This window comes from Sphingobacterium sp. 1.A.5, from assembly GCF_002734235.1.
GTDB lineage: Bacteria > Bacteroidota > Bacteroidia > Sphingobacteriales > Sphingobacteriaceae > Sphingobacterium > Sphingobacterium daejeonense.
On sequence record NZ_PEBA01000065.1, the window covers coordinates 59,524 to 83,970 of the forward strand.

Consider the following 24,447-nt stretch of genomic DNA (forward strand, 5'->3'; position numbering starts at 1 on the left):
TGTTAAAAAAGGTTAAACACCTATTCTTCAACATCTTAGAAAAACTGAAAATAGATAATCGTTAACAAAATAACTATATATAGGGTTTCGTAAAACCATTTGAGTTTTGCATGGGTGAAAAAGTATGCTAAGTAAATCGACAACGGAGGAACACAAAGCAGAAAATGATTGACCGAACGTTCTTGATTGAGATAAAAAGAACCAAAAATCAAAACCAGCATTATAAATAATAGCTGAAAACTTTTTCTGATCTGAACAACGCTCTTAAAGAAATTGTCCTTCAGAATAAATAGGAATCCACCAATGGCAATAATAATAGGGATCAACACAAAATAATCATGGATGTCCATGTTTAATTTGGTTGGAAATGCATACGTAAATGGAAGAAAAATCTGGTAAAACTCATCCATTCTTTCTAACCAGAAATAGGCTACCGCCAATAAGAAGTAAACCGTAATAACTCCCAACAAAGGGGTTACCCATTCCCGCCAATAGAATGCCCTGAAAATGACCAAGCTGGACCAGATCAACAACAGCATAATGATAAATGGGAAATAAATAAGACTGCCTAGAGCAACTAATAACCCTAGATCAAACATGATCCCTTTAATATCAGCATGTTTGTAAATATTAAACAGCTTTGAGAGCATCCCGATGGTAATGAAATTACAGATTAACGTCGGTGACAGCACCAAGAATGGAATAAACAAGCTGACCAATGTCATAAACATCAGGGCTGTTAAAAAACTTGGTTTTCCCAATAGATTGTAATGATTGACAATCTTATTCAGCGCAAAGGCTTGAATTAACGTCAGTACCAATGTAATCAATACATTGGATGAAGGAGAGAAATTTGCTCCAGGTTCTAGACCCAAAAGGCGACCCAAACCAGGCTCAAATAATACCGGAGTCAAGTTCTCCGGAAGATGCAGATAAGCACCAAGACATAATATGGTACCAACAAAAATAACAAGGAATACATTTAATCCCGATAATGATCGATGTTGGTTTATTAGCATAGAATCCTATCCTTATTTATCTTTTTCCAGTTTGCTGACCTTTTTGTCAATCGTAAATAGATAAATGGCAACAACAGTAAAGATTACCAACATAACTGCCACAACAACATATATTTTACCTTCAGCACGAAGTCCATCAGCCATTTCTACTTGGTTTTGTGCATGGGCTGATAACCCGATTATCAATGCTGCCAAGGTTAATAGAAAATTTTTCATCTTAAAAACTATTTCTTTTATCTTCAATTATACGAATGCGATACCTTAATGATGCTATCCAACAGCCTATCAAGATCCAGCCAATAACAGCCGTGTAAAAAACAGGACGCATGTAGTTGTCCATGTCCAAATCTCCAAATGTATTGTTGCCACCACTGCCAGGGTGCAACGAATCATTCATTTTTGGCAAAATATAGATCAGAACAATCATTATTGGGAACGCAAAAATATTATAGATCGCAGAGATTTTAGCACGTTTCTGCTCCTCCTCAAGAGCATTTCTTAATACCAAATAGGCTAAATACATTAATGTAGCGATCGCTGCACCATTCAATTGTGGGTCGTTGGTCCAAGGTGCTCCCCAAGTGAAATTAGCCCACAACATACCCGTCAATAATCCACAAAGACAAAATATAATACCTGTATTTACAGCCTCAACAGCCATAAAATCATATTCACGTTTGCCCGTATTCAAATATTTAATACTATAGATTAAGGAAATGAGATATAAAACCATCATCGTAAACCACATCGGAACGTGGAAGTAAACATTACGGATAGTTTCATTTAATATAGCCAATACAGGAACCGGCCCAAGAAGCCCCCCAATAATGGTAAGACCTACCATAACGACTCCTAAAATTTTCCACCAACTCTTTCTCATAAGAACAAAAAATCAATCTCGCCAAAGGTAAGGAAATAACAGCAAAGAAATGGCAACTGTAATGATATTAATTGACAATAAAACAGCAATATCGCCCACGTTATCAACGATTGCATTGCCGTTTACAGCATTTTGTGAAAGCTTGATCAATACAATCAACAAAGGGATAATAACCGGAAAACTTAAGATCGCCATGATCGTACTATTATTGCCAGCTTTCGCACTGATAGCAGAAACCATCGTGAAAACTGTAGCAAAACTGATGCTGCCCAATAAAATCGCCAAGCAATAAACCAATAAGTTATCAGCCTGGCTCTTAAATATTAAATTATAAATGATAAATGCGGTGCTAGACAACAAGATCATCAATCCCGAATTGTAAATAATCTTAGCAAGAATGATAGCTTTGGGGCTGACGATGGAATAGTAATAAAGGTGCCTGTGACCAGTTTCCTGAAGAAAACTTCGACTCATGGCATTTATAGCCGCAAAGAGTAAGATAATCCAGAACAAAGTGTTCCAAACGATAGTATCCACAGACTTGAATGATTGATAACATACAAATACTGTGGATACTACATAAAGTAAGATACTGTTGATGGCATATTTAGAACGCCATTCTAGGACAATATCCTTATATATTAATGTTTTTACTTGCTCTAGGAGATTCATGTCTTGCAAAGATACGAATCAATCTGTTGAGCAGGTATGCTCGCTCGAGAAATTAAGCGTTTTTAATTTCTGATTTAGCTTTATCAGCTATTTCTTCAGCTTTGTTACCTGCGCTATGTGCAGCGTCAGATGCTCTGTTAGCCCATTCGTTAGCCTTTGAAGATGCTTTGTCTAATGCATCACGGCCAGCATTTTTAGCGCGATCTTTTAAGTTCTCTAAATCTTCTTTAGCAGATTTAGCTAATTTTGATGCTCTCTTAGCTTCTTTTTTAGAAAGTTCTTTGATAGATTTTGTTAAACTTTTGATCCCGTCATTAGCACGGTCTAATTGTTTCTTTCCATCTTCAGTTCCTAATAAATAATATGCCGCTGTTCCAACTGCTAATCCTAGTAGGGCAAATGCCACTAATCCATTTCTATTTTTTTCCATGATTCTAAAAATTTTTTATCCTATTTAGTCTAATATGTTCTGTTGATTATAAACAAGGGATAAGCCAAAATGTTTTAAACCTACCTAAATTAACAAAATATTAACTTTCAACCGCCTGGAGGGACTGCAAAGTATATAAATGACGGTACAAACCACTGTTTTTTTCCATTAATTCTTGATGGGACCCCATGTCTGAAATAATTCCATCTTCAACCACAATAATCATGTCAGCGTCTCGAATAGTGGACAGTCGGTGTGCAATTATGATCGAAGTTCTGTTCTTCATCAGTTCAACCAATGCTTGCTGAACCATCCGTTCGGATTCCGAATCTAATGATGAAGTCGCCTCATCTAAAATCAAAATAGCAGGATCTTTCAATAAAGCCCTAGCAATGGCAATCCGTTGTCGCTGACCTCCCGAGAGCTTCACGCCTCGCTCACCAACGACAGTATCATACCCCTCTGGAAAATCCATAATAAAATTATGCGCATTCGCACGTTTCGCAGCCGTGATGATATCTTCGGCTTCGGAATTCAGATTTCCATAGCTGATGTTCTCACGGATGGTTCCACCGAATAAAAGGACATCTTGAGGAACAATCGCAACCTGATTCCTGATATCTGTAAGTGCAAGCTCATTTGCGGGAATACCATCATATTTCAATTCTCCGCTCGAAGGTTGATAAAACTGAAGAATCAAAGATGCAATGGTTGACTTTCCTGTTCCACTTGGCCCAACAATCGCCAGTTTTTTGCCGGCTTCCACATGAAAGGAAATATCCTTCAAGATGGTCAGATCAGGACGGGTAGGATAAGAAAAACTTACATGGTCAAATACAATATCACCATGCAACGCTATTTTGATTTCTTTGTCTTCTTCATTTACCTGAATGTCCTCCTTAGGTTCATCCAAAATCTCCAATACACGCTCGCTGGCACCCAATGCGCGTTGCAAACTAGCATAGAGTTCCGGAAAACTTCCCATAGAACCAGCAACAAACATAGAGTATAAAATATATGTTGTCAGATCACCTACTGAAATTTCATTGATGGAAACCAAAGATGCACCATACCAGATCACAACGATCACAGCACCAAAAATGGCAAATATGATAAATGAGGCAAAAATACCACGGTAGGTAGCCCCTTTAACAGCCAATGCAACAGATTGATTTAATTTTTCAGCGTATCGCTTGGACTCAAAAAACTCATTTACAAACGCCTTTACATTACTGATTCCCAACAGGGTTTCCTGAACAACAGAGTTGGATTCTGCTAGTTTGTCCTGTGATTCCTTGGATAGCTTACGTATAAACTTCCCAAAAATTATAGCAATAACAATAATCACAGGAAGAATACATAAATTCATCAAAGCCAATTTTGGAGATACCCATACTAATAATACCACACCAAAAGATAGACTTATGGTCTGCCTCAGCATTTCAGCCAAGGTAGTCGTCATGGTATCTTGAATTTGGGAAAGGTCAGCTGATAATCTACTGTTCAATTCGCCAACCCGACGGTTGGCAAAGAAATCGATAGGAAGAGTAATTAATCGATGATAAGTGTCTTTTCGAATATTGGCCAATGACTTTTCGGCAATCTCTACAAAAAGACGAATCCGAAAAAATGAAATAATGGATTGAAAAGAAAGGATAATTAAGGACAGGCTCCCAATAAACATGACGCTAGCTGGCAAAAATGTAAAAGTCTCTCTACCTTGGGCTGCATCGATCATAGCCCCTAAAAGAGCCGGAAATGTCAACATGCTCAAGCTGGAAAGGATCAGGAACACCATACCAATGACAAATTTCCATTTGAAAGGCTTGATGTAAGAAAAAATCTTTAATGCTTTCTTTAGAATTTCTTTATTCAGCTTCGGCTTGGGTAGATCCTCCGAATGCGCATCACCACTGTTCAATCTCGGTCTGGCCATGTATTATTTCTTTCTCTATTCGAGCAAAAGTACCAATATAAATAATCCTTCATATCACTATTCCGTCACTTTTTTGGGTTTGTGCCTGTTGTACTGATAAATTACCGCTATAATTAACCCTATAATGACTATAATGGAAATATACAGCATAATTCCACTCCCTCTATCCGTATTTTCCATGGATTTCAATTCCTCCCGGAGCTTGTCATTCTCATTTTGCAATTTGGTGATGGTCTTCATATAGGCGGATACTTGATTGTCATATTCCGCAGCCAATCGTTGATACCTTTCGCTCTGTGCATCTTTGAGGTCCAATAGTTTTCTGGTTTCTATAAATATGTTGTTGTCATTCAGCACCACCTGTCTTAAGATATCGATTGACTTTTGCATGTCTTTTTTAGTCTTGAAAAGTCCGAAAACTCCTGTTTTCTTCTGCAATGACTCATCATATTCGCCGAATCGACGGCTGCGTTCGTCCAACAAGTGGTTTACCCGCTCGCGTTGTGCCTCGAATGTCATAGAATCAGCTTTGACAATCGTACTGTCCTGCCCTTGACTAATCTTGAAAATACATAGTAAGAGGGGGATCAAAAGGATATGTTTCATCAGGTTGATGTTAAATATTTTAATAGGTGTTTTAAACATGAATATCTTTCAAGCAATTTTTCTGCCTTTTTTTGTTTTTTGATGTAGCATAATAAGAATAGTGTACGTCAATACAATAAGACCATTACACTAAATTATGAAAATTCAATTCCAAAAACTCAAAAACAGCTTACTGCTATTTCTGCCGTTGCTTTTTATGTTCGCATTCCTTGGATGCGATAAAATGGATGTTAAGGAAACTTACACCCTTAAAATCCCAATCTACAAAAAACTAGGGGAAGTTCGCAAAATGGACATTGTCATGTCAAGTCCCCAACAAGTTCAAAATGCAGGCAAAATCTATCTCTACAAAGATCATCTGTTTATCAATGAACCAAACATAGGGATTCATATCTATGATAATTCCAATCCGGCTAGTCCGAAGTCATTGGGCATGCTTCCAATTATTGGGAATTTTGATCTAGGAATTCAAAACGATCTGCTCTATGCTGATAACATCGTCGACCTACTAACATTTGACATCTCTAACTTATCAAAACCAGTATTGGTCGATAGGCAAAAGGATGTTTTCGCAATAAAATATAAATTAGGAGAAATAGAAAGATACGAATAACTAGACACCGATTTAATTCCCGTTAGTTACAGGGATTCATTGATTAACAGTGAGTATAAAGATAAATATACCCCTAAGGAGCCAGAGTTGATTTATTTAGAAAACTACAGTGCCTTAAATAATAGTGGAGGTGGCACAAACCAAGTTGGTCAAGCAGGTTCAACTGCTAGATTCGCTATCTCTAACAATGTATTGTTTGCAATCTACTTGAATAAAGTCAAAAATTTTGACCTGAACAACCCCCGTTCACCGAAAATGCTTAATGAAGTTGATCTAGGCTTCGGAATAGAAACATTGTTTCCATACAAAAAATCCTTGTTTGTCGGGGCTCTCAATGGCATGCACATCTTGGACATCACAAATCCCTATCAACCGAAACATATGACAACCTATGCTCATGTTGTTGCTTGTGACCCAGTTGTAGTTAACGATTCTTATGCATTTGTGACATTAAGAACGGGTACTATGTGTGGGGGAGTCCAAAATATTCTCGAAGTGGTGGACATCACAAACCTAAATTCACCTAAACAGGTTAAAGTATATCCTATGCAGAATCCACATGGACTTTCTCTAGCAGGCGATTATCTGTATGTCTCTGAAGGTGACTTCGGTCTGAAAAGTTTTAAAGTCAATGATGTCAATGCAATTGATAAAAATATGGTGCAGCATCTCGATAAAATTAAAAGTACGGATATCATTGCTGGACCGAAATCATTGATCGTCATTGGGAATGAAACAATCTGCCAATTTGATTATTCTAACAAAGCCAATCTGAAACAGTTGAGCTGTATAACCATAGGAAAATCCAAATAATATAGACTATGAGAAATACTTTTTTAATGATTCTAGTCTTGACTGGGATGATGTTCAACAGCGTTCATTTGTTAGCTCAACAAAACAAATTCACTAACCACACTCAAGGAGGTCTGTTAGCATATAATATCAATTTTGATGAAGTAGGATGGTCCGTTCAAACTTTCAATGGTGTCCAATTAAACTCAAACCTTGCTATAGGTGGAACGGCTGGTTTTGAAAAAATATTGGTTAACGAAATGTATAAATATTCAGTCATACCCGTTGCAATCGGGTTAAGATATGATGTGCCGATTCCATCGTTGAACAAAATTTTTCTCGCTATGGATGCAGGATATGGCTTTGCATGGGAAAAGAAACAGTTTCTAGAGGGGGAAGTAAAAGGTTGGTTGCGGGTAAACCCTGAAATCGGAGTGAAGTTCAAGGTGGGGGAAGGAAAAACTTTTATGACCTTTGGACTAGGTTATCTGTTCCAGCAATTCAAGTCTGAATATACTCAGGATTACTCTTTTAGACCTGGGATGGCAGAATATGTGATTTATTTCCCTATTGAAGATTACATGAATAAACTGAATATCAATGCGCATAGATTCACTCTTAAACTCGGCTTCGGGTTTTAACAGCTGATAAAAAATATTCCTAATAACCTTAAAATGGGTAAGGGTGGCAAGATAATGACTTGTCGCCCTTTTTTTTGATCTTAGATTACGCTGATTGTCTGATGGACAAAGATTTTATGGATAAGGAGGGAAGGCAAAGAGTCTAAAACTATGATTACGCTGATTAAATGTTGAACTATGATTATATGGAATAGCTTTTCCAGTTTAATATCTCAAATCTCATATCTCACATCTCATATCTATTCCCAATATCTCAAATCTCAAATCTCATATCTGTAACTCCTTCCATTCTCCTTCGTCTCTTGTTCGGACTTTGTTCGGACCTCGTTCGGAGCTTCTTCGGAAAACCCCCGAACAAGGTCCGAACAAGGTCCGAATGAAAGAGGACTCAGAGTGGAACAAGAGTGGAAGAAGAGTGGAACAAGAGCAGAAAAAAATAAAAAAAGTCTCTTATCTGTCTGCTAAGAATTCATTGAAGAAAATTGGACGGATAGAAATTTTTGAGCACTAATACTTTGGTTTCAAAAATGTTGTAATTGAAAAAAAACGTGGAACATTGATAGAAATTGATAGAAAAAGAATGGTTTCTATTTTTTATCTAGAAATTCGACAAGGATGGTTTCATCTTGGTATAAACCCAGAAGTTGACTGGCGTGTCCTTTATTGATTGCTATTTCTAGGAAATTACTGATGCCGAATAAACAGAGTTTTTCACCTTCGGAAACTTCATTGTAATGCCAGCTCAGGTTGCTAATAGTTTCGTTTCTTTTGAAGCGGAGGATAAAATCTCTTCCTTGTTGTACTTGGTTGAATAGATCCTTGCTGATGTTACTGATAACATTCCCGAAGGAATCGATAAAGGTAACATGCCCCTTAATGGTGTTGTTGTTGTAGATCGGTTGGAAGGTAACCTTTTGGACAGCGTTGTCCACCGGGATTCCGATTTCCTTTAGTTTTCCGCCGTTTGCTATATGGCAAGCTGCTTTGGTCAGGATATCAGCAAGAGGGAAATGCAGGTATCTCAAGTCTTGCATAATATTGATCTCGACCATTTCGGTGGGTTTGTCCTCGCCGGTAATAATGCTGAATATACCATTGTCTGCGCCAACGAAGAATTGACCTTTGTATGCCATCGCTAGATATCTAGAGTCTTCTTGGAAAACAGTGTCGATGCCGATAAGGTGAACGGTGTTCTTCGGGAAATAAGGGTAAGCATTGTTGATAACAAAGGCAGCGTGTTGAATACTGAAGGATGGGATGTCATGTGAAATATCCACAAGTCTTACATTCGGCAACTGCGAAATGATGCTGCCCTTGAGTGCAGCTTGATAAAAATCGCGGTGACCTAAATCTGTGGTTAACGTAATTACTCCCATATTGTTCAGCAAAGCCTGAAGCTAAAAAATTTTACTGTTATTTTGTTAAGCGAATTACAAAAATAGAAAAACTAAACTGATTGCTAAATCTAATATTAATTATTACTTGCAATTGCTTTTATTTCTGCTCAATTAGTTTGTATTTTTGATTCAAGAAAGTGGATAAAAGGCATAATATTTTTGTTTTTTTGAATATCTTTATTCACACGCCACATGGACATGACGTGATTTAACAGGAAATTAATACTGAAATAATTTGAGCGAATTAGAAATCAATTTGGATGTTGTCAATTTGGTGACATTATGGGGAGCTCAGAATGAGAATTTTGAGTTAATTAAGAAAGCGTTTCCGAAGTTGCGTCTCGTAGCACGAGGAAGTACCTTGAAAGTTTTGGGTGAAGAAGGTGAAAGAACAAGGTTCCAACAGGTTTTTGATGATATTTTGGCTCATATAAATCAGTTCCAGACGTTGTCCCTATTAGAATTGGAAAGTTTGTTGGGGTCAGTGACTTCAGTGAAACCTAATCCGATTGCTGAAAAAGAGGATGGCGATCAAAAGGCGGCTGCATTTAAAGGAGAACCAATCGTTTACGGACCTAATGGTATTGTTGTCCGCGCTAGGACACCCAACCAAAGGCGAATGGTCGACAGTATCAACAAAAATGATATCCTTTTCGCTATCGGACCCGCAGGGACCGGAAAAACTTACACCGCAGTAGCATTGGCTGTAAGAGCACTCAGAAATAAAGAAATCAAACGAATCATATTGACAAGACCTGCTGTAGAAGCTGGTGAGAATTTGGGTTTTCTTCCAGGTGACCTGAAAGAAAAAGTAGATCCATATTTACGCCCATTGTATGATGCCCTAGATGATATGATCCCCGCCGAAAAACTGAAAGGTTATTTGGAAAACAGAACGATCGAAGTCGCACCATTGGCATTTATGCGGGGTAGAACCTTAGACAATTGTTTTGTGATATTGGATGAAGCTCAAAATGCGACCGATATGCAGCTGAAAATGTTTTTGACTCGTATGGGGCCAACAGCAAAATTTATCGTCACTGGCGATATGACCCAAGTGGATTTGCCGAAAAAGACGCAGTCAGGATTGGTCAATGCTGTCAAGATACTTGATGGAATCGAAGGTATTGATATGATTTATTTAAGTGGCTCTGATGTTGTTCGCCATAAATTGGTGAAACGGATCTTGGAGGCTTACGGCGATATTTAAGAAATAAATTAGCGCGTCTCAGACGCAAACACAATGAATACAATAAAAGAAACAAATTTTAATTTTAAGGGTCAAACTGCATTTTATAGAGGAAAAGTTAGAGATGTATACAGTATCGGCGATGATTTTTTGGTCATGGTCGCTTCGGACCGTATCTCAGCATTTGATGTAGTATTGCCAAAGCCAATCCCGTACAAGGGTCAGGTTTTGAATCAAATTGCATCGAAGTTCCTTTCAGCGACTGAAGATATCCTGCCTAATTGGGTTGCCTCAGTTCCAGATCCCAATGTCACCATCGGAAAGAAATGTGAGCCTTTTAAAGTAGAAATGGTAATCCGAGGTTATGTTTCAGGACATCTTTGGAGAACATATAGAGATGGTGGCCGTGTACTCTGCGGAGTTCAGTTGCCTGAAGGTTTAAAAGAAAACGATAAATTACCTACGCCAATCATTACTCCTTCTACAAAAGCAGATGTAGGACATGATGAAGATATTTCCAGAGAAGATATTATTGCTCGTGGAATTGTTTCAGAAGAAGATTATACGCAATTGGAGAAATATGCGCATGCTTTATTCCAACGGGGGACTGAGATTGCTGCAGAGAGAGGGTTGATTTTGGTGGATACCAAATATGAATTTGGTAAAAAGGATGGTCAGATCTATTTGATCGATGAAATCCATACACCAGATTCTTCACGCTATTTCTATGCGGAGGGTTATGAAGACCGTCAAGCAAAAGGTGAAGCACAGAAACAGTTGTCCAAAGAATTCGTAAGACAATGGTTAATTGAGAACGGATTTCAAGGGAAAGATGGACAAAAAGTGCCAGAAATGACTGAAGAAATTGTAAAATCGATTTCGGAACGTTATATTGAGCTTTATGAACATATCACGGGTGAAAAGTTTCTTTATCCAGAAGAAGGAGATGTTTTGGAAAGGGTAGAGAAAAATGTTTCAAAGGCCTTGGATAATTTGTAGAATGTTAACACGCTATTAATCAATTTTAATATGAAATTTACGGTAGATAAGTATGATCGATATGTGGTGATAGAACCACTCAATGAAAAATTAGATGGAGAGACTGCCGCGAGTTTAAAAGGTGAGTTTATGCTCCGCAATACCGGTGGACAGCGTAATATTGTCTTGGATATGAATAATGTAATAGCAACAGATGAAACCGGTATCCGTACTGGGCTTTTGGCACGCAGATTATGTAAATCCCTAGGAGGATTGTTTATATTGACAAACCTGAATGAAGATGTTTTGAAATATATCAAGTCCCTAGGATTGGATAAATATTTTATAATTACGTCGAATATTGAGAAAGCCAAGGATTTGATTTTTGGCAATGAGATCAGATTAGATCTTAAGAAAGAAGAGCAGGCGTAATATGTTGCGGTTTGAGGTTTTAATATTAGGTAATAGCTCGGCGACACCCATGTTTGAGCGACACCCTACATCTCAAGTTGTCAATTATAATGAGCAATTGTTCTTGATAGACTGTGGAGAGGGTACACAGATGCAACTTTCCAAATATGGTATCAAGAGCAATCGCATAGACCATATTTTTATCAGCCATTTGCATGGGGATCACTATTTAGGCTTGGTTGGTCTTGTATCTTCTATGCATTTGGTAGGTCGAAAGGCCGACTTGCATATTTACGGTCCTGCACCATTGCAGGAAATCCTCGAATTGCACTTTAAATACTCAGAAACAGTTATTCGCTATAAGATTATCTTTCATCAGACGAATCCTGACCAAGAGGAAGTATTGTTTGAGTCACGAATGTTGACGATTCGGTCCTTTCCGTTGATTCATAGAATTCCTTGTACCGGCTTTAGATTTGATGAAGGTAAGCGTGCAGCAACCCTTATTCCAGAAAAAGTAGAAGCACTAAATATTCCTAAAGTATATTTTGCTGCGATCAAAAAAGGACTTGACTATGTCGACCCTCAAGGAAATGTATTTGCTGCCAGTGAATTAACGCTCCCGCCACCAGCCTCACGTAGTTATGCTTATTGTTCAGATACCGTTAGGCATGGGATCTACTTAAGTTCTATCGAAGGGGCGGATCTGCTCTATCATGAAAGTACTTTCTTGCATGAAATGGTAGACCGGGCAAAAGAAACTTTCCATACCACATCCATGGAAGCTGCGGAGATTGCCAAAGAAGCAAATGTAAAGAAGCTTCTGCTTGGACATTACTCCGCAAGATACCGAACACTACAACCATTGCTGGATGAAGCCCAGCTTGTTTTTCCTAACACAGAACTATCAGTAGAAGGGAAATGGTTTTTAGTTTAGTGTTTTTGTTAATTTTTAGCCATATTTACAGCTCGAAAATTTTTAGACTAATACAATGTCCTTCAACTTAACCGCACTGCTTCGAGATAACATCAAGAAACTGGTGCCGTATTCTTCGGCACGAGATGAATTCAAGGGAGAAGCATCCGTATTTTTGGATGCCAATGAGAACGCTTTTGGTTCTCCGCTTCCACATGATTACAACCGATATCCCGACCCTCTTCAGCATCGTTTAAAGGAAAAGTTATCTAAAATCAAAGGCGTTCCTGCAGAGAATATGTTCTTGGGGAACGGTTCTGATGAAGCAATCGATATTTTATATAGAGCATTTTGTACTCCAAAACTGGATAATGTCATATTAGTGCCCCCAACTTATGGAATGTATGAGGTCTCGGCTAACATAAATGATGTTGAAACTAGAAAAGTAAACCTTACTCCAGATTTTCAACTTGATTTGGACGGAATTGCTGAAGCATTGGATACTCATACAAAAATGATCTTTATATGCTCACCTAACAATCCTACCGGCAATAGCATCAATCCATTGGATATTGAAACGCTACTTGTAAATTTTAAAGGTTTGGTGATTGTAGACGAGGCATATATCAATTATTCATCTCAAAAGTCATTCACGCATTCCCTTCCAGAATTTCCAAATTTGGTGGTTTTACAAACATTGTCCAAAGCTTGGGGATTGGCAGCATTGCGTTTGGGGTTAGCATTTGCCAGCAAAGAGATCATTGAGGTGTTTAATAAAATCAAACCTCCCTATAATATTAATCAAGCAACTCAAGATTTAGTCCTTGAAGCGCTAGAAAATGTGGACGTTGTTAATGAATGGATCAAAACAACTGTAGCAGAAAGAGGAGAACTGGCGAAGAAATTAATGGCTTTAGACCAGGTGGAGCATATTACTCCTTCTGACGCTAATTTTATTCTAGTAAAGTTAGATAAACCGAGAGAACTTTATGGTTACTTGGTAGAGAAAGGGATAATTGTTCGTGATAGGTCCAAAGTAGCACTTTGTGAAGGTTGTCTTCGTATTACGGTTGGGACAAAACCTGAAAACGAACGACTATTAGAAGAAATCCAACTATTTTATAAATAAGAAAAAATGGCTGATCAATTAAAAAGAATATTGTTTATTGACAGAGATGGTACTTTGATTTTGGAACCTGAAGACGAGCAGATCGATTCGTTTGCGAAATTAAAATTCTATCCTGGCGCATTACAGTATCTGCCTAAGATAGCAAAAGAATTAGATTTTGAATTGGTATTAGTGAGCAACCAAGATGGATTAGGGACTGCATCACATCCGGAGGAGAACTTTTGGCCCGTTCATAAATTTGTGTTGGATACTTTCGCTGGAGAAGGTGTAACATTTGTCAAAGAGCATATTGACAAGACTTTTCCTCATGAGAATGTCGATACCCGTAAGCCAGGTATCGGGATGTTGAAGGAATACTTTGACAATGGAAAATATGACTTGGCCAATTCATTTGTGATAGGTGACCGTGTTAATGATGTGCGTCTAGCACAGAATCTGGGTGCTAAAGCAATCTGGTTGAGAAATAATGATGACCTTGGCAAACACGAAGGTGTTGAGTTCCTTGAAGATTCGATTGGTCTGGAAACCAAAGATTGGAAATCAATCTATGAATATCTAAAATTAGGAACACGCACTGGAGAGCACCATCGCAAAACCAATGAAACAGATATCTATATCAAATTGAATTTGGATGGTAGTGGTGTTTCAGACATTGATACTGGTCTTCCATTTTTTGATCATATGTTGGACCAATTGGCTCGTCATGGAGCTGTGGACCTGACAATCAAAGCAAAAGGAGATTTGCATATTGATGAGCATCATACCATTGAGGATACAGGAATAGCATTGGGCGAGATCTTTTTATCAGTATTGGGGAATAAAAGGGGAATTGAGCGTTATGCTTATACTTTGCCAATGGATGATTGCTTAGCTCAGGTTGCCATTGACTTTGGTGGTAGAAACTGGATTGTTTGGGATGCTGAGTTTAAGCGTGAGAAAATAGGAGATATGCCAACAGAAATGTTCTTTCATTTCTTCAAGTCATTTTCGGATGCTTCAAAAACCAACTTGAACATTCAAGCGACTGGAGAAAATGAGCATCATAAGATTGAGGCTATTTTCAAGGCATTTGCCAAAACAATTAAAAAAGCTGTTCGTAGAGATGTTGACAATATGCAACTTCCAAGTACAAAGGGATTATTGTAAAAACGAAATGGGATTTGCGGGGTTATACTATTAAGGTATTATGATTGGGATAGTAAATTACGGAGCTGGGAATATTTTTTCCATAACGGCAGCACTTAAACGATTGAACATTGAATATGGGATGATCAATAAGCCTGAGGATTTTGATTTATATGATCGGATCATTATTCCTGGAGTAGGGCATGCTGGTGCCGCAATGCAGAAACTGGAAGAATCAGGTTTGTCGGAGACGATAAAGGGTTTGAAGAAACCAGTATTGGGGATATGTGTAGGGATGCAGTTAATGACGGATTATTCTGAAGAAGGCGATGTTGATCTGTTGGGAATTATTCCATTGAAGACGTTACATTTTAATGGTCGAGTTCAAGAAAAGGTACCACATATGGGCTGGAATAGTATTGAATTTCAAAATAACTGCCCACTTTTCAAGGATATTCCTAATAATTCCTATTTTTATTTCGTTCATTCTTATTACATTGAACACGAATTGACCTATGGGATAGCGACCTGTGCGTATGGATTGCCATTTTCGGCAGCAATATCTCGAGATAACTTCTGGGCAGTACAATTTCACCCTGAGAAATCAGGGCAAGTTGGGGAACAGTTGTTGCTGAATTTTAATGAGTTTTAATTGAATTTTTTTAGACTATGTATATTATACCTGCAATTGATGTTTTGGACAAACAGGTTGTCCGTTTAAGAGAGGGAAACTACGAAGATGTTACCACCTATCCTATTACTTTAGAGGAACAAATCGACAAGTATCATGCAAATGGTACCGAGATTGTCCATATCATTGATTTAAATGGTGCTAAAGGAGATTTCAGCAACCAAGAGTATTTGTTCGAGATCATCAGAAAAACTGAAATGAAAGTTCAGTATGGTGGCGGTGTTCGTAGCATTGAAAAAGTTAAGGAATTGGTTGATGCTGGAGTTTATCGCGTTATTGTAGGTACTCAAGCCATCACAAATCCTACATTTTTAGAGGAGCTGAGCAAATTGAACGAAGGCAGGGTAAAATATGCAGACCATATCGTGATTGCTATCGATGTGCTAGATGAAGTAATCAAATATTCAGGATGGTTGGAAAGTTCGCCAATCAAATTGATTGAATATATCGACAAATGTCTAAGCCTAGGCTTCTATCGGTTCTTGTGTACAGATATCAGCAAGGATGGAAAATTAGGTGGAGCAGGCGTAGAGCTTTACAAGAAACTTTTAGATCATTCTCCAATCATCAAGTTAATCGGTTCTGGTGGAATTAGTTCTATGAAAGATATTGAGGAACTGAACAATTTAGGCAAGATGGAATCAGTAGTTGTTGGTAAAGCTATTTACGAGAACAGAATTACTATTGAGGAGATCAAGGATTGGAATCTTAAGGCATTAATTAGTTTTTAAGGATGCTAGCGAAGCGAATTATTCCCTGTTTGGATGTTAAAGATGGTCGTACGGTAAAAGGGGTAAATTTTGTTGACCTTCGAGATGCTGGTGATCCTGTAGAATTAGCATGGCAATATTCGCAACAAGGTGCTGATGAGCTTGTCTTTCTAGACATTACAGCTACCCATGAGCGACGTAAGACAACAGTAGATCTTGTTAAGGCTGTTGCGAGCCAAATCAATATTCCCTTTACTATCGGTGGAGGCATAAATGAGCTTGCAGATGCAGATATACTATTGAATGCTGGTGCCGATAAAATTTCCATTAACTCAGCCGCGGTGCGCAATCCAAATTTATTGAATGAATTTGCAAAAGCATTTGGCGTTCAGTTTGTTGTTTTAGCGGTGGATACGCGATTGGTTGATGGAAAGAATTATGTTCACTTGCGTGGTGGCCGCGACATGACGGACATTCAAACCGAAGATTGGATCAAGGAAGCTGAAGATCGTGGTGCAGGTGAAATATTATTGACCTCGATGGATCATGATGGGACGAAAAATGGATTTGATAATACGTTATTGAAAAAAATCAACGATTCCATCCATATACCTCTGATAGCTTCGGGTGGTGCAGGAAATCAGCAACATTTCGTTGATGTATTTCAGCAAGCATCCGTTGATGCAGCTTTGGCGGCATCGGTCTTTCATTATGGGGAGATCTTGATCCCAGAATTAAAAGAAACATTGCACGCTAATGGTATTCCCGTTAGACGATGATAATACATATAACATGACTATTGACTTTAATAAAGGTGACGGGCTTGTTCCTGTAGTGATCCAAGATTATCAGACTCTTGAGGTTTTGATGTTGGGCTACATGAATGCAGAGGCTTGGGAGAAAACTCAGGCAGAACAGAAAGTCACTTTCTTTTCAAGAAGTAAAAACAGGCTCTGGACAAAAGGTGAAGAGAGCGGCAATTTCTTAAATGTCGTTGATACTGCTATCGACTGCGACCAGGATACTCTATTAATCAAGGTTGACCCAGTTGGCCCAACTTGCCACACAGGATCCCGAAGTTGCTTTAATACTGAATTCAATCAAAACTTCTTGTTGCAATTGGAAAGGATCGTTCAGCATAGAATCGATTTTCCGAGTGATGAATCTTATGTGAACAGACTTCGTTCAAGAGGTATCAATAAAATTGCTCAAAAAGTAGGTGAAGAAGCTGTAGAAACAGTTATTGCGGCATTGACAGAGACTGACCAAGATTTTATCAATGAGACCTCTGATCTTTTATTCCACCTGATCGTTTTATTGAAAGAAAAAGGAATGAGCTTGGAAACAATCGCCAAAAACTTAGAAGGCAGACATCAATAGAAAAATTTGATATTGAAAAGATAAACTAAGGCTAATCTGAAAGGATTGGCCTTTTTATTTTGTGTTTGCAAAGGTATATTTGTAGAACATGAATCTAGAGAACAACGAAATCAACCTAATCGGTACCCTGATAGGTCATCAAAACCCAATCTTTGCTTTGGCAGTATCAAGCATCAATCCAGATGCTTTATTTACCGCAGGAAATGATAAAGGGGTGGTAGAATGGGATTTAAAGAGCATGAGCTTTAAACGATTATTGTGTAAGGTCGGAAGTTCTGTTTATTCTCTTTTGTCTATTCCAGAAACGTCTTTATTGGCAATAGGTATGCGTTCTGGACAGCTGTTGGTGGTTGATACGGATACACAAACACTTAAGGCCAACTTAAAGACGGAGAGCGGAGCAATTTTCTCAATAAAGACTATTCATGCCAAGAAAGAATTAATAGCAATTGGTGAAGAGGGAATGGCCTACGTTTGGAGCCTGGAAAATTTTGAGCTTCTTTATCGGTTTAAAGTTTCAGGAACAACGGTCAGAGTAATAGAAGTCCAACAATCAGGAAGTGTGGTAGCATTTGGGGACAAGAATGGTGAAGTTCATTTGTTCAATTCTGAGGATTTTCAGGAAATTCAACGGAAGAAAATCCATGAAATGCCAGTTACTAGCCTTCAGTTTGAACCTTCAGGCAACCTTTTTTCAGGAGGTAGAGATGCGAAATTATACAAATTGAATCCTAATCTAGACGTAGTTCAGGAAATAGTCCCCCATATGTTTACGGTCTATGGAATTGAGTTGAATAAGGAAAAGAACATGATTGTAACCGTAAGCCGCGATAAGACTTTGAAAATTTGGAACCTCGATGACCTGAAGCTGATCAAAAATATTTCAAGAGATCGAGGTTATGACAGTCATTATCTTTCTATCAATGCCTTTTTATGGGATGCTGACAGAATTATAACTGTAAGTGATGATAAATCCGTTAAGATATGGCAGGAGGTTCTTCCATAATGTTTGCTGCAATTCTTCGCCTTACCGTGCAACGATAGTAATTATAAGCGGTTAATATTCCTCCTACAGCCATGGCCATAATAAGATATGGTTTGATGTCGTAATTATCTGAAATTGGGTTTTGGCTGAACTTATAATAAACCCCATAAGATCCCCATGCTAAAACTGCAGAAATTGATGGCAAGAAATAATAATATGAATAAACAGCCATTGCAATAGTGACCAAGACTAGTATCAATACATTTAAATAGAAAAATAATTCTTCTCCAATATGCACCGAATTTTTAGATAACACCGCTGCGATATTAAATCCAAGGACAAACATTAGCCATCCTGTATACACTCCAAATCCAAGACGTATAAAATATCGGGTAACGGAATTTGAGGTTAGCCTTTTGATGTTAATTCGCCTATTAATCATGAAAATAGTGACCAGGCACACTGTTGAGTAAAGTATGGACCACATAAAAAAATCATTATGTTTTAAGGTCATACTTAATCCTAATGCCATTTGATTTAAGATCAATAAGTAGTCGATTTTCTCGACTTTTTTAACTGTATTTATATGGAGTTGAGTATCTTGAGACCCTTGATACATCATATAAGCCGCCATGATCATAATAAATCCGACGAAAATCCAGATTTTGTAAGTGAATTTTGCTGGAGTTAAAAATGAAGGATAAAAAGCGATTGTATCGGTAAACGAGAAATTAAAAAAGTAACCATTCTCTAATGATGCTATCCAAACGAAGTTGAGAGCAACAATAAGTAGATTTAACAGGGATAAAGTCCTTGGTGCCGCCATCCTTTGGTTAATAGTTAGATGTATTTGGTGGCACAAATATAATAAATTTTACTGAGATGTAAAGACTTCTAAAATGGCTATTAAGTATTTCTTGTCGATTAAGTCAAATGAGTCCTGTTCTTGGCTATCAACATCCAATACTCCGATGCATTTGCCGTCCTTGATTATGGGAATTACGATCTCAGATTTTGATAATGAGCTGCAAGCAATATGGCCTGGGAATTCTTCCACGTTTGGTACAATAAGGGTTTCTTGCTGTGCCCACGCTGATCCACAAACACCTCGATTATAAGCTATTCTAGTACATGCAACTGGTCCTTGGAATGGTCCCAACACCAATTCATTGTTCTCCACAAGGTAAAATCCTACCCAAAAGAAGTTGAATTGCTCCTTTAACGCAGCACAGATGTTTGCCATGTTTGCAACAGCATTTGTTTCACCAGTTAATAAACCTTTAATTTGAGGCAACAGAGCTTGGTATTGCTGTTCTTTTGTTCCTTGGGATATATGTAAGTCTTCAGCCATTTTGGTAGTATTAAGTATTTGAAAAGAAGTATTTAGTATAAAGTATTTAGTATTTAGACTTGTGAAGTCTATGTAGTGCTATTATAGCATAAACCAATCTTGATACATTTAAATATTAAGTTAAAATTCATGTAATTATATAGTTAAAATTCATGTTTTGCAGATCGGAGTTATACCGATCTGAGCGAATTCAGAACCTCTAAATACTAACTACTAATTACTTTTTTTACAGTTTTTTCAACGCTGCTTTAATCATTTGTTCTACTGTGAGGTCAGGTTCTGTTGTGGAAATAGCTTGCAGGACTTTTTCTGCTTGAGCTTTCGGGAATCCCAACATAACAAGTGCCGTTAATGCTTCTTCTGAAGAAGAAGGTTTTGAAATCGGCAAAGGGATAAGCGCATCTGGGCCTTGTTTTTTCAGTTTGTCTTGAAGTTCAAGGATTACTCTTTGCGCCGTTTTAGGACCGATTCCTTTTATTTTCTGGATGACATTGACCTGTCCGCTAACAATAGCCTGCTGAATTTCCTCAGGTGTAATTGACGAAAGCATCATTCGGCCTGTATTAGGTCCGATTCCTGAAACTGAGATCAAATGATGAAACAAGTGTCTTTCAGCTTCCGTAGCAAAGCCATATAAAGTTTGCGAGTCCTCACGGACCTGGAATGATGCATATAGTTTGCAGTCTTCTTGGTCTTTTATCTGACTGTAAGTTGTCAATGAAATATGTAGGTAGTAGCCGATCCCACTCACGTCTAGAACAACGTGAGTAGGAGCTTTAACTACTAATTTACCTTTAAAATATTCGTACATAAGCTAAGCTTATTTATTCTGTGATTCTTTTTCGTGTTCGATTGCATCAACTACAGCAATCGTTACCATGTTCACAATTTCACGTACCGAACTATCTAATTGTAATACGTGAACTGGTTTGTTCATACCTAAAAGTACAGGACCTACGGCCTCTGCATTTCCTACTTCTTGAAGAAGTTTGTAGGCAATGTTTCCTGACTCTAAGTTAGGGAAAACCAATGTATTTGCTGGTTCACCATTTAAAGTAGAGAATGGGAAGTTGTCTGCCAATAGATTTTTGTTGAGTGCAAAGTTGGCTTGGATTTCTCCATCAGCAACGATTTCTGGATGTTCTTTGTGAAGGATCTTTACCGCATCTCTCACTTTGTCAGAGATGTCTCCATCATTCGAACCGAAGTTTGAATATGATAACATCGCTAATCTAGGCTTAATATTGAAACGCTTCACTGCAGCATCCAATAGCACTGATATATCAGCAAGTTCTTGCGCATTAGGGTTTGCATTTACAGTCGTATCACCAAAGAACAAAGGTCCTTGACTAGTCAACATGATATACATACCTGCTACTCTGCTTCCTGGTTTTGCACCAATTACCTGTAAAGCAGGGCGGATGGTAGAAGCATAATTACGCGTAAGACCTGAAATTAAGGTATCAGCTTCGCCGAATTCAACCATACTTGCTGCAAAGTAGTTACGGTTGGTCATTAACTTGCGAGAATCAAGTTTGTTGATCCCTCTACGCTGTCTTTTGTTATAAAGGTGGTCTGCATATTTTTCAAATCTGTCAGATTTGATTTCTGCTTGCGGATCAATAATTTGAACGCCGTCCAGTTCGAAACCATATTCTTTGATTAATCCATTGATTTTCTCTTGGTTACCCAAGAGAATAGGGAATGCGATGCCTTCTTCTTTTACGATTTGTGCAGCACGTAGGGTTTTATAGTTGTCAGCTTCAGCAAAAACAACGCGTTTAGGGTTTGATTTAGCTTTAGCCGTCATTGTACGAACTAATCTGTCATCTTTACCCAATCTTTTGCGAAGTTCATCGCGGTATGCATCCCAATCTTCGATTACTTTACGAGCAACACCTGATTCAATTGCAGCTTTTGCAACAGCAACAGATACTTCAGTGATCAAACGTGGATCCGTAGGTTTTGGAATTACGTAGTCGATACCAAAACGTAGGTTATTTGTGTTGTATGCAATATTTACCTCTTCAGGTACAGGTTGTTTTGCAAGTTCAGCAATAGCTTTAACAGCTGCGATTTTCATTTCTTCGTTGATTGCTGTCGCTCTTACGTCCAAAGCACCACGGAAGATATAAGGGAAACCTAATACGTTATTTACTTGGTTAGGGAAATCCGAACGTCCTGTACCCATAATGATATCATCGCGAGTATCAACAGCTAATTCATAAGCGATTTCAGGGTTAGGGTTTGCCATTGCCAAAACGATAGGTTTTGGAGCCATAGTTTTCAACATTTCAGGCGTCAATACGTCAGCTGCTGATAGTCCGATAAATACATCAGCACCATTTACAGCATCTGCCAAGGTATGGATATCTCTATTAGTCGCCCATTCTGCTTTAGTTGGGTCAAGGCTTTCTCTATCGTTGCGAATAACACCTTTGCTATCTAACATCACGATGTTTTCTTTGCTCGCACCAACGGCCACATACATAGCAGTACATGAGATTGCTGCAGCACCTGCACCATTAACAACGATTTTAACGTCAGCGATGTTTTTTCCTTGCAATTCACAAGCATTGATTAAAGCAGCTCCTGAGATAATAGCAGTACCGTGTTGGTCATCGTGCATGACAGGGATATTCATTTCTGCTTTTAATCGGCGTTCGATTTCAAAACATTCTGGAGCTTTGATGTCTTCTAGGTTCACACCTCCGAAAGTAGGCTCCAATGCTTTTACGATATTTACGAATTCATCAACATTTTTGGTGTCCAGTTCAATGTCAAACACATCGATGTCGGCAAATATTTTGAACAATAATCCTTTACCTTCCATCACTGGTTTACCAGCTTGCGCACCGATATCTCCAAGTCCCAATACCGCAGTACCATTACTGATTACGGCTACTAAATTTCCTTTAGCAGTATATTTATAAGCGTCTTCGTTGTTTTCTGCAATAGCCAAGCAAGGTTCAGCCACACCTGGAGAGTACGCTAAAGAAAGATCTCTTTGCGAACTGTGAGGTTTCGTAGGAACCACTGCAATTTTACCCGGACGCCCCATAGCATGGTAATTTAAAGCGTCTTTTTTTCTGTTGATGTTACTCATTACAATTTAGTTTATACTTATTTTCCAAGATTATCACCTAGTAATAATCTACTTTAATACATTTAATAATTTGAACATGCGCTGGCGCATCTGGCCAGCAGGTCCTTGGTAATTGTTGACAAGCAAAGCAAAAGTATACTCTTGTCCATCACTTGATTTTTGATAACCCGTATAGCCCAATACTCCACCAATAGTGCCGCTTTTCATTGAAGTTCCATTAATTGTAGGCAATGATTTCAGGAATTCATCGTACCAAGGTCTCGTTTTGGCATATTGCATGATCTTGCCCATTGCCAAAGTCGTAACTCTGTTTTGTGGAGAAAGTCCAGAACCATCAAAGGTGTTAATGGCACTTGGATCAATGGATAACTTGTTTTGCCAATATTTAGAAACCAAATTTGCAGCATCTTCGGTGTCAAAATCCATCGCTGAAATTCCGCCAATGATTTTCAAAAGAGACTCGCCATAAAGGTTGATACTCTTTTGATTGAACCAATGTACAATCTGACCTAAGGTTGGCGATTTTGTTGAAAGGATAATATTTCTATTTCCATCCATCAAAGATAATGAATCCATATTCATCAATCTTTTAGCTGTAATAATTGTATCAGCAATTAGGATAGAATCTTTGTTCAATGTTTCTGCCAGTGCATATGCTAAATCCAGAGCTGGGTCTGGCACTGAAATTTCAATTGTCTTCTTGAGGTCAGCTCCATAAGTTCCTCTTAGGAATACTTCTGTGGAGTAGGGTGCCGAGTATGCGTAAACGTTATCTCCGGAACCAACAGTTCCAGTTTTTACTTCATTGATTAGCTTAAAGAAAGGAGGTGTACCAACGGGGTTTAAGGTTGCAGGTTGGCCAGATTTTCCAACCGTGAAATTCACACCCAATTTATTCTCTTTCCAATTCAATGCTGAGGTGCCAGCACCATAGTAATTTCCAATATCGGTCCACATCCATGTACCCGGTACATCATAGCCATTGAAAAGCTTATCATCAGCAATGATTTTCCCGTTGATGTTTTTGATTCCTGCTTTTTTAATGGCATCAGCCCACTTTGTGAGCAATACTTCAGGTTTTGTTTCAGCATATCTGTCGCTGCCTAAAGTAGGGTCTCCTTTACCTTCAATGATGATGTTGCCATTCAATGTTCCCAAAGAATCAATTTCTCCAGTGTAAGAAAGGTCCGTTTGAAATGTAAAATCCGCACCAAGTAGGTCTAGCGCTGTGATTGATGTGATTACTTTCAGGGTAGAAGCGGTTGGCATTCCAATCTGATTGTTGCTGTCAAAAACGACTTCACCAGTTTTAGAGTTAATTACCGTCAAAGAAGCCATTCCGTTCTTAAGGGATGGGTTCTTACGAAAAGTTTCAAATGCCGTTTGAACTTTTGATTTTATTTCTTGTGCTTGAAGATTGTTAATGCCGGCTAGGCTTATAACAGCTATGAAATAAAAAAATGAAAAAAATCTTCCCATAGGTAGCAAAT

The 24,447-nt window shown here is 38.2% G+C and carries 27 protein-coding genes; 14 read left to right on the plus strand and 13 right to left on the minus strand.

All coding sequences use genetic code 11. The features are described from left to right. Positions 1-35 precede the first annotated feature (35 nt). The 7 genes from CRT24_RS19120 to CRT24_RS19150 form a co-directional block, all read right to left on the minus strand. Positions 36-1,019: a DUF6427 family protein gene (locus tag CRT24_RS19120; protein ID WP_099372699.1), complete on the minus strand. Its 984-nt coding sequence runs from the start codon at positions 1,017-1,019 to the stop codon at positions 36-38. A 12-nt stretch (positions 1,020-1,031) separates the two neighbouring features. Further along, a complete protein-coding gene (locus tag CRT24_RS19125) occupies positions 1,032-1,235 on the minus strand; it encodes a CcmD family protein (protein ID WP_099372700.1) in 204 nt (67 codons plus the stop codon). Position 1,236: 1 nt separating this feature from the next. Beyond that, positions 1,237-1,899, minus strand: coding sequence for a cytochrome c biogenesis protein (gene ccsA / locus CRT24_RS19130; protein ID WP_099372701.1), 663 nt, complete (start codon positions 1,897-1,899; stop codon positions 1,237-1,239). 12 nt (positions 1,900-1,911) lie between these two features. Beyond that, positions 1,912-2,571 carry a heme exporter protein CcmB gene (locus CRT24_RS19135; protein WP_099372702.1) on the minus strand — a complete coding sequence of 220 codons (660 nt, stop codon included), beginning with the start codon at positions 2,569-2,571 and terminating at the stop codon, positions 1,912-1,914. A 52-nt stretch (positions 2,572-2,623) separates the two neighbouring features. Further along, the gene (locus CRT24_RS19140; RefSeq protein ID WP_099372703.1) at positions 2,624-3,001 is read right to left on the minus strand and encodes a YtxH domain-containing protein; all 378 of its coding nucleotides are present in this window, start codon (positions 2,999-3,001) and stop codon (positions 2,624-2,626) included. A 100-nt stretch (positions 3,002-3,101) separates the two neighbouring features. After that, positions 3,102-4,937: an ABC transporter ATP-binding protein gene (locus CRT24_RS19145; protein ID WP_099372704.1), complete on the minus strand. Its 1,836-nt coding sequence runs from the start codon at positions 4,935-4,937 to the stop codon at positions 3,102-3,104. A 57-nt stretch (positions 4,938-4,994) separates the two neighbouring features. Next, positions 4,995-5,543, minus strand: a complete 549-nt coding sequence (locus CRT24_RS19150) for a hypothetical protein (RefSeq protein ID WP_144034616.1) — start codon at positions 5,541-5,543, stop codon at positions 4,995-4,997. 136 nt (positions 5,544-5,679) lie between these two features. On the opposite strand from CRT24_RS19150, the gene CRT24_RS19155 reads away from it, so the two are divergent. The 3 genes from CRT24_RS19155 to CRT24_RS19165 are packed head-to-tail and all read left to right on the plus strand — an operon-like array spanning position 5,680 to position 7,589. Further along, the gene (locus CRT24_RS19155; RefSeq protein ID WP_099372706.1) at positions 5,680-6,156 is read left to right on the plus strand and encodes a hypothetical protein; all 477 of its coding nucleotides are present in this window, start codon (positions 5,680-5,682) and stop codon (positions 6,154-6,156) included. A gap of 39 nt (positions 6,157-6,195) precedes the next feature. Further along, complete coding sequence (locus tag CRT24_RS19160) at positions 6,196-6,969, plus strand: hypothetical protein (protein WP_099372707.1); 774 nt, start codon at positions 6,196-6,198, stop codon at positions 6,967-6,969. Between the two features lie 8 nt (positions 6,970-6,977). Beyond that, positions 6,978-7,589, plus strand: a complete 612-nt coding sequence (locus CRT24_RS19165) for a hypothetical protein (protein WP_144034617.1) — start codon at positions 6,978-6,980, stop codon at positions 7,587-7,589. A 587-nt stretch (positions 7,590-8,176) separates the two neighbouring features. On the opposite strand, the gene CRT24_RS19170 is transcribed toward CRT24_RS19165, so the two are convergent. Next, the gene (locus tag CRT24_RS19170) at positions 8,177-8,965 is read right to left on the minus strand and encodes an S-adenosyl-l-methionine hydroxide adenosyltransferase family protein (RefSeq protein WP_099372709.1); all 789 of its coding nucleotides are present in this window, start codon (positions 8,963-8,965) and stop codon (positions 8,177-8,179) included. A gap of 256 nt (positions 8,966-9,221) precedes the next feature. Between CRT24_RS19170 and CRT24_RS19175 the strand changes: the two genes are divergently transcribed. From CRT24_RS19175 to CRT24_RS19225, 11 genes are all read left to right on the plus strand, one after another. Beyond that, positions 9,222-10,196, plus strand: coding sequence for a PhoH family protein (locus CRT24_RS19175; protein WP_099372710.1), 975 nt, complete (start codon positions 9,222-9,224; stop codon positions 10,194-10,196). Positions 10,197-10,229: 33 nt separating this feature from the next. Next, on the plus strand, positions 10,230-11,174 hold the full coding sequence (locus tag CRT24_RS19180; protein WP_099372711.1) for a phosphoribosylaminoimidazolesuccinocarboxamide synthase: 945 nt from the start codon (positions 10,230-10,232) through the stop codon (positions 11,172-11,174). A gap of 30 nt (positions 11,175-11,204) precedes the next feature. After that, positions 11,205-11,585, plus strand: coding sequence for an STAS domain-containing protein (locus CRT24_RS19185; protein WP_099372712.1), 381 nt, complete (start codon positions 11,205-11,207; stop codon positions 11,583-11,585). 4 nt (positions 11,586-11,589) lie between these two features. Then, positions 11,590-12,501 (plus strand): ribonuclease Z, encoded by a 912-nt coding sequence (locus CRT24_RS19190; RefSeq protein WP_099372803.1) that lies wholly within the window; start codon positions 11,590-11,592, stop codon positions 12,499-12,501. 55 nt (positions 12,502-12,556) lie between these two features. Further along, positions 12,557-13,609 carry a histidinol-phosphate transaminase gene (gene hisC / locus CRT24_RS19195; protein WP_099372713.1) on the plus strand — a complete coding sequence of 351 codons (1,053 nt, stop codon included), beginning with the start codon at positions 12,557-12,559 and terminating at the stop codon, positions 13,607-13,609. A gap of 6 nt (positions 13,610-13,615) precedes the next feature. Then, entirely contained in the window at positions 13,616-14,755 is a 1,140-nt protein-coding gene (gene hisB, locus CRT24_RS19200) for a bifunctional histidinol-phosphatase/imidazoleglycerol-phosphate dehydratase HisB (protein ID WP_099372714.1), read from the plus strand. Positions 14,756-14,795: 40 nt separating this feature from the next. After that, entirely contained in the window at positions 14,796-15,386 is a 591-nt protein-coding gene (gene hisH / locus CRT24_RS19205) for an imidazole glycerol phosphate synthase subunit HisH (RefSeq protein WP_099372715.1), read from the plus strand. A gap of 17 nt (positions 15,387-15,403) precedes the next feature. Next, on the plus strand, positions 15,404-16,156 hold the full coding sequence (locus CRT24_RS19210) for a HisA/HisF-related TIM barrel protein (protein ID WP_099372716.1): 753 nt from the start codon (positions 15,404-15,406) through the stop codon (positions 16,154-16,156). A gap of 2 nt (positions 16,157-16,158) precedes the next feature. Then, positions 16,159-16,914 (plus strand): imidazole glycerol phosphate synthase subunit HisF, encoded by a 756-nt coding sequence (gene hisF, locus CRT24_RS19215; protein WP_099372717.1) that lies wholly within the window; start codon positions 16,159-16,161, stop codon positions 16,912-16,914. Next, positions 16,892-17,515 (plus strand): bifunctional phosphoribosyl-AMP cyclohydrolase/phosphoribosyl-ATP diphosphatase HisIE, encoded by a 624-nt coding sequence (gene hisIE / locus CRT24_RS19220; RefSeq protein ID WP_257214098.1) that lies wholly within the window; start codon positions 16,892-16,894, stop codon positions 17,513-17,515. The genes hisF and hisIE overlap by 23 nt, the downstream gene beginning before the upstream one ends. 88 nt (positions 17,516-17,603) lie before the next feature. After that, positions 17,604-18,521 carry a WD40 repeat domain-containing protein gene (locus CRT24_RS19225; protein ID WP_099372718.1) on the plus strand — a complete coding sequence of 306 codons (918 nt, stop codon included), beginning with the start codon at positions 17,604-17,606 and terminating at the stop codon, positions 18,519-18,521. Here CRT24_RS19225 and CRT24_RS19230 read toward each other — a convergent pair. From CRT24_RS19230 to dacB, 5 genes are all read right to left on the minus strand, one after another. Continuing rightward, on the minus strand, positions 18,493-19,326 hold the full coding sequence (locus tag CRT24_RS19230; protein WP_099372719.1) for a hypothetical protein: 834 nt from the start codon (positions 19,324-19,326) through the stop codon (positions 18,493-18,495). The genes CRT24_RS19225 and CRT24_RS19230 overlap by 29 nt on opposite strands. Before the next feature lie 48 nt (positions 19,327-19,374). Next, complete coding sequence (locus CRT24_RS19235; protein ID WP_099372720.1) at positions 19,375-19,851, minus strand: GAF domain-containing protein; 477 nt, start codon at positions 19,849-19,851, stop codon at positions 19,375-19,377. A gap of 226 nt (positions 19,852-20,077) precedes the next feature. Further along, the gene (ruvA, locus tag CRT24_RS19240; RefSeq protein ID WP_099372721.1) at positions 20,078-20,662 is read right to left on the minus strand and encodes a Holliday junction branch migration protein RuvA; all 585 of its coding nucleotides are present in this window, start codon (positions 20,660-20,662) and stop codon (positions 20,078-20,080) included. 9 nt (positions 20,663-20,671) lie between these two features. Continuing rightward, positions 20,672-22,957 carry an NADP-dependent malic enzyme gene (locus CRT24_RS19245; protein ID WP_099372722.1) on the minus strand — a complete coding sequence of 762 codons (2,286 nt, stop codon included), beginning with the start codon at positions 22,955-22,957 and terminating at the stop codon, positions 20,672-20,674. 48 nt (positions 22,958-23,005) lie between these two features. Next, positions 23,006-24,436 carry a D-alanyl-D-alanine carboxypeptidase/D-alanyl-D-alanine-endopeptidase gene (dacB, locus tag CRT24_RS19250; RefSeq protein WP_257214099.1) on the minus strand — a complete coding sequence of 477 codons (1,431 nt, stop codon included), beginning with the start codon at positions 24,434-24,436 and terminating at the stop codon, positions 23,006-23,008. Between the last annotated feature and the right edge of the window lie 11 nt (positions 24,437-24,447).

Coding starts and splice junctions, on each gene's coding strand:
- CRT24_RS19135 (WP_099372702.1), bottom strand. CDS start 2,571: ATGAATCTCCTAGAGCAAGTAAAAACATTAATATATAAGGATATTGTC.
- hisH (WP_099372715.1), top strand. CDS start 14,796: ATGATTGGGATAGTAAATTACGGAGCTGGGAATATTTTTTCCATAACG.
- CRT24_RS19225 (WP_099372718.1), top strand. CDS start 17,604: ATGAATCTAGAGAACAACGAAATCAACCTAATCGGTACCCTGATAGGT.
- hisF (WP_099372717.1), top strand. CDS start 16,159: ATGCTAGCGAAGCGAATTATTCCCTGTTTGGATGTTAAAGATGGTCGT.
- hisB (WP_099372714.1), top strand. CDS start 13,616: ATGGCTGATCAATTAAAAAGAATATTGTTTATTGACAGAGATGGTACT.
- CRT24_RS19145 (WP_099372704.1), bottom strand. CDS start 4,937: ATGGCCAGACCGAGATTGAACAGTGGTGATGCGCATTCGGAGGATCTA.
- CRT24_RS19210 (WP_099372716.1), top strand. CDS start 15,404: ATGTATATTATACCTGCAATTGATGTTTTGGACAAACAGGTTGTCCGT.
- CRT24_RS19235 (WP_099372720.1), bottom strand. CDS start 19,851: ATGGCTGAAGACTTACATATATCCCAAGGAACAAAAGAACAGCAATAC.
- CRT24_RS19125 (WP_099372700.1), bottom strand. CDS start 1,235: ATGAAAAATTTTCTATTAACCTTGGCAGCATTGATAATCGGGTTATCA.
- CRT24_RS19150 (WP_144034616.1), bottom strand. CDS start 5,543: ATGAAACATATCCTTTTGATCCCCCTCTTACTATGTATTTTCAAGATT.
- CRT24_RS19120 (WP_099372699.1), bottom strand. CDS start 1,019: ATGCTAATAAACCAACATCGATCATTATCGGGATTAAATGTATTCCTT.
- CRT24_RS19180 (WP_099372711.1), top strand. CDS start 10,230: ATGAATACAATAAAAGAAACAAATTTTAATTTTAAGGGTCAAACTGCA.
- hisC (WP_099372713.1), top strand. CDS start 12,557: ATGTCCTTCAACTTAACCGCACTGCTTCGAGATAACATCAAGAAACTG.
- CRT24_RS19165 (WP_144034617.1), top strand. CDS start 6,978: ATGAGAAATACTTTTTTAATGATTCTAGTCTTGACTGGGATGATGTTC.
- CRT24_RS19155 (WP_099372706.1), top strand. CDS start 5,680: ATGAAAATTCAATTCCAAAAACTCAAAAACAGCTTACTGCTATTTCTG.
- hisIE (WP_257214098.1), top strand. CDS start 16,892: ATGGTATTCCCGTTAGACGATGATAATACATATAACATGACTATTGAC.
- CRT24_RS19230 (WP_099372719.1), bottom strand. CDS start 19,326: ATGGCGGCACCAAGGACTTTATCCCTGTTAAATCTACTTATTGTTGCT.
- CRT24_RS19170 (WP_099372709.1), bottom strand. CDS start 8,965: ATGGGAGTAATTACGTTAACCACAGATTTAGGTCACCGCGATTTTTAT.
- dacB (WP_257214099.1), bottom strand. CDS start 24,436: ATGGGAAGATTTTTTTCATTTTTTTATTTCATAGCTGTTATAAGCCTA.
- CRT24_RS19185 (WP_099372712.1), top strand. CDS start 11,205: ATGAAATTTACGGTAGATAAGTATGATCGATATGTGGTGATAGAACCA.
- ruvA (WP_099372721.1), bottom strand. CDS start 20,662: ATGTACGAATATTTTAAAGGTAAATTAGTAGTTAAAGCTCCTACTCAC.
- CRT24_RS19245 (WP_099372722.1), bottom strand. CDS start 22,957: ATGAGTAACATCAACAGAAAAAAAGACGCTTTAAATTACCATGCTATG.
- CRT24_RS19140 (WP_099372703.1), bottom strand. CDS start 3,001: ATGGAAAAAAATAGAAATGGATTAGTGGCATTTGCCCTACTAGGATTA.
- ccsA (WP_099372701.1), bottom strand. CDS start 1,899: ATGAGAAAGAGTTGGTGGAAAATTTTAGGAGTCGTTATGGTAGGTCTT.